The 3,878-nt window shown below is 69.1% G+C and carries 5 protein-coding genes; 3 read left to right on the top strand and 2 right to left on the bottom strand.

Annotated elements, in window-relative coordinates; genetic code table 11:
* Positions 1-145: 145 nt before the first annotated feature.
* Together VGD20_RS16225 and VGD20_RS16220 are read right to left on the bottom strand one after the other, a co-directional pair.
* On the bottom strand, positions 146-325 hold the full coding sequence (locus VGD20_RS16225; RefSeq protein WP_331135437.1) for a PspC domain-containing protein: 180 nt from the start codon (positions 323-325) through the stop codon (positions 146-148).
* A gap of 58 nt (positions 326-383) precedes the next feature.
* A complete protein-coding gene (locus VGD20_RS16220; RefSeq protein WP_331135436.1) occupies positions 384-512 on the bottom strand; it encodes a hypothetical protein in 129 nt (42 codons plus the stop codon).
* Between the two features lie 241 nt (positions 513-753).
* On the opposite strand from VGD20_RS16220, the gene recF reads away from it, so the two are divergent.
* From recF to VGD20_RS16205, 3 genes are all read left to right on the top strand, one after another.
* Positions 754-1,863 carry a DNA replication/repair protein RecF gene (gene recF, locus VGD20_RS16215; protein ID WP_331135435.1) on the top strand — a complete coding sequence of 370 codons (1,110 nt, stop codon included), beginning with the start codon at positions 754-756 and terminating at the stop codon, positions 1,861-1,863.
* Positions 1,864-1,950: 87 nt separating this feature from the next.
* A complete protein-coding gene (locus VGD20_RS16210) occupies positions 1,951-3,252 on the top strand; it encodes an Hsp70 family protein (protein WP_331135434.1) in 1,302 nt (433 codons plus the stop codon).
* A gap of 49 nt (positions 3,253-3,301) precedes the next feature.
* On the top strand, positions 3,302-3,878 hold a 577-nt coding region (locus VGD20_RS16205), incomplete at its 3' end, for a spermidine synthase (RefSeq protein WP_331135433.1).

Genomic DNA, 3,878 nt, shown 5'->3' with positions numbered 1-3,878 from the left:
GCTGCGCCACAGGGAGGATTAGTGGCAAATATCGGGCAAAGGCCGACCAACAGAAAAGGGCCCACCGGTCCGACCGGTGGGCCCTTGGTCTGGGAATATGCGGGCCGGTGCGACTGCGCCTTCAAGGCGGCCGGCCCGGGCTGTCCTAGGGCGCGAGGATCGCGACGGCGAGGTACAGCAGCAGAGGCAGGCCGAAGCCCAGAAGCGTCAGGACAACGAAGCCGACGCGCGTCCACAAGACGTCGATGCCGAACTGGTCCGACATTCCGGCGCACACGCCGAAAATCATCCCGTCGCGACGATTCTTGCGAAAACCCTGTTTCATTTCTTTCCTTTCCATCCCGGCTATCGGGCCGGCGTTATTCGGGGGGTACGGGGACCGGTCAGGCGACCAGTCCACCGAAGTGCGCAGCGTTCGGGCCGACAGCGGCGAGGAACATCATCGAGCAGTAAAGCGAGGCAACGGCGGCGATCGCGTAGCTCTTGAACGATTCGACGTTGAAATGAGCCATGATATTTTCCTTCCTTGAACCTTCCATCCGGGCCATCCGGTGGATGCCGACACTATTGCAGGGACCGTGCCAAATTCATTCATTGGCGGTTAAGCGCGGTTTTTCGGTTCGCGACATATTATTTCAGCGCGAAAAATGCGTCGTGATGGTGAAATTTCCCGATAGTCGGAAAAATTCCAATGCAACCGGCGCGGCGGATGGGCTGGCGCCGCCGGGAGGGCTGCGGTAGGCGGACAGGCAGATGACGCTGACCCGCCTTTCGCTGACCGATTTTCGCAATCACGCCGGCGCGGACATGGCGGCGGCGCCGGGGCTGGTCGCGCTGCACGGCGACAATGGCGCGGGCAAGACCAATATATTGGAAGCGGTCTCGCTGCTTGCGCCGGGACGCGGGCTGCGCCGCGCGGCGCTCGGCGACATGGTGCGCGACGGAGCGAGCGGGGGTTTTGCGGTCTTTGCCGAGGTCCAGCCGAACCCCGACCTGCCGCCGGTCGCGCTCGGCACCGGGATCGAGCCCGCGCACCCGGGACGGCGCATCGTGCGGATCAACGGCGCCGCGGCGGCCGCGACGGCGCTGGGCGAATGGCTGGCGGTGCTGTGGCTGACCCCCGCGATGGACCGGCTGTTCGTCGAGACCGCGGGCAACCGCCGCCGCTTCCTCGACCGGCTCGTGCTCGCGCTCGACCCGCGCCATGCCCAGCACAGCAATCGCTATGAAGCGGCGCTCCGCGCGCGCGGGAAGCTGCTGGGCGACCTTGCCAATGCCGACGGGCAATGGCTGGCGAGCCTCGAGGCGCAGCTGGCCGAGCATGGCGCGGCGATGGATGCGGCGCGGCAGCAGATGCTGGCGGCGCTGTCGGCCGAACTCGCCGGGCAGCCCGACGCTCCCTTTGCCCGGCCGCTGCTGACGCTTGTCGACAGCGAAGGAGCCGTGCGGACGGCGCCGCACGCGGTCGAGGCGCTGCGGTCGCTGTTCGCGGCGCGGCGACGCATCGACGCCGCGGCGGGGCGCGCGACTGCGGGGCCGCACCGCGATGACCTGTCCGCCGTCCATGCGGCGACGGGCCGCTCGGCGGCGCGCTGTTCGACCGGCGAGCAGAAGGCGATGCTGCTTTCGCTCGTGTTGGCGCATGGCGATTGTGTCGCGCGGCTGCGCGGACAGCGGCCGGTGCTGCTCCTCGACGAGGTCGCGGCGCACCTCGATCCGCTGCGCCGTGGCGCGCTCTACGCGCGACTGGCGGGGCAGGGCGGACAGGCGTGGCTGACGGGGACCGAAGCGGCGCTGTTCGCCGACATGCCGGGCCCCGTGACGCGCTTTCATATCGCGGGCGGGCGGATCGCGGCCGGCTGATCGCCGCGCCGGGCGCACCTTGCCCGCCGGCGCGGCCTGTGCAATAGGCGCCGCCCCCCGGCCGGCCCATCACCCACAGGAATAGTCATGGACAGCAACGCGACCGCGAGCGCGCTCGGCCTCGATTTCGGCACGACCAACACCGTCGTGGCCCTGGCGGACGGCAACGGCGATACGCAGCTCGTCGAGTTTGCCGGCGACGCGGCTACCGGCGGGGTGTTCCGTTCGGCGCTCTGCTTCTGGGAAGAGGAGCGCGCGTGGCAGGGGATCGCGCACGAGGCGGGGCCGTGGGCGATCGACGAATATCTCCAGTCGCCGCTCGACAGCCGTTTCGTCCAGTCGTTCAAGAGCGTCGCGGCGAGCGCGTCGTTCGAGCGCGCGATGATCTTCAACAAGCCCTTCCGGTTCGAGGATATGGGGCGGCTGTTCCTCCAGCGGCTGGTCACGCACGCCGGCGGCCGGCTCGATACGCGACCGCGCCGCGTCATCGTCGGCCGCCCGGTCGAATATGCCGGTGCCCGGCCCGATGCGGCGCTCGCGCGCCAGCGTTACGACCTGATGCTCGAAGCCTTTGGCACCGAGATATATTATGTGCACGAGCCGCTGGGCGCGGCGCACAGCTATGCCTCGCGGCTGACCGAGCCCGCGACGATCCTTGTCGCCGACTTCGGCGGCGGTACCACCGACTTTTCGATCGTGCGCGTCGCCGAACCGGGCAGCGCGCGACGCTGTGTGCCGCTCGCGTCGTCGGGGATCGGCATCGCGGGCGACCGGTTCGATTATCGCATCGTCGACAAGCTGGTGCTGCCGCTGCTCGGCAAGGGCGGCCATTACCGCTCGTTCGGCAAGCTGCTCGAAATCCCGGGCGGCTATTTCGCCGATTTCGCCGACTGGTCGCGCCTTGCGCTGATGCGCAATCGCCGGACGCTCGACGAACTGCGGCGGCTCCGGCGCGACGCGGTCGACCCGGTACCCGTCGGCCGCATGATCGCGCTGATCGAGCATGAACAGGGCTTTCCGCTCTATGACGCGGTCGGCCGCCTCAAGCGCGCATTGTCGAGCGCCGAGCAGGCGGAATTCCGCTTTGCGAGCGACGGCGTCGCCATATGCGCCGAGGTGCGCCGCGGTGATTTCGAGCAGTGGATCGCCGACGATCTTCGCCGTATCGAAGCGGCGATGGACGCCGCGCTGGCGCGCGCGGCTATTGCGCCCGGGGATATCGACCGCGTGTTCCTGACGGGAGGATCATCGCTGATCCCCGCGATCCGCGCGCTCTTCGACCGCCGTTTCGGCGCCGGGCGGATCGCGACGGGCGGCGAACTCACGTCGATCGCGCACGGGCTTGCGTTGATCGGCGAAGAATCCGATCCAGCGGAATGGGCCGCCTGATGGCGGGACGGGGGCCAATGAGGAACGACATGATGACGGGCGACGGCAATTGAAGATGCGCGAACTGATCGGCACGGCGGAGGTGCCGGGCGGCGATCCGCTGCGCCTGTTCCGCCGCGGCGACGATTATATCATCGCGGTCGGCGGCAACGAGCTGATGAATAGCCGGATGAGCGGGTCCGAAGAGGCGCTCGCGGTGATGACGTGCGACCGGCTGGCGGGGCGGAAGGCGGCGCATCTGCTGATCGGCGGGTACGGCATGGGATTTACCCTGCGCGCGGCGCTCGCGGCGCTCGGGCCCGATGCGCGGATCACTGTCGCCGAGCTGGTTCCCGGCATCATCGACTGGGCGCGCGGGCCGATGGCGGACCTCGCGGCGGGCTGCCTCGACGACCCGCGCGTCGCGCTGGTGATGGGCGACGTGGCGGCGGCGATTGCCGATGGCCGCGGGCGCTATGACGCGATCCTGCTCGACGTCGACAATGGTCCCGACGCCCTGACGCGCGAAGCCAACGACCGGATCTACTCGCCCGCGGGCCTCGCGATCGCCAAGGCGGCGCTGGTGCGCGGAGGGATTTTGGCGATCTGGTCGGCGGCGCCCGACGAGCGCTTCAGGCGGCGGCTCG

The organism is Sphingopyxis sp. (genome assembly GCF_036402335.1).
Classification (GTDB): Bacteria; Pseudomonadota; Alphaproteobacteria; order Sphingomonadales; family Sphingomonadaceae; genus Sphingopyxis.
This window is presented reverse-complemented; position numbering and strand designations above follow the sequence as displayed.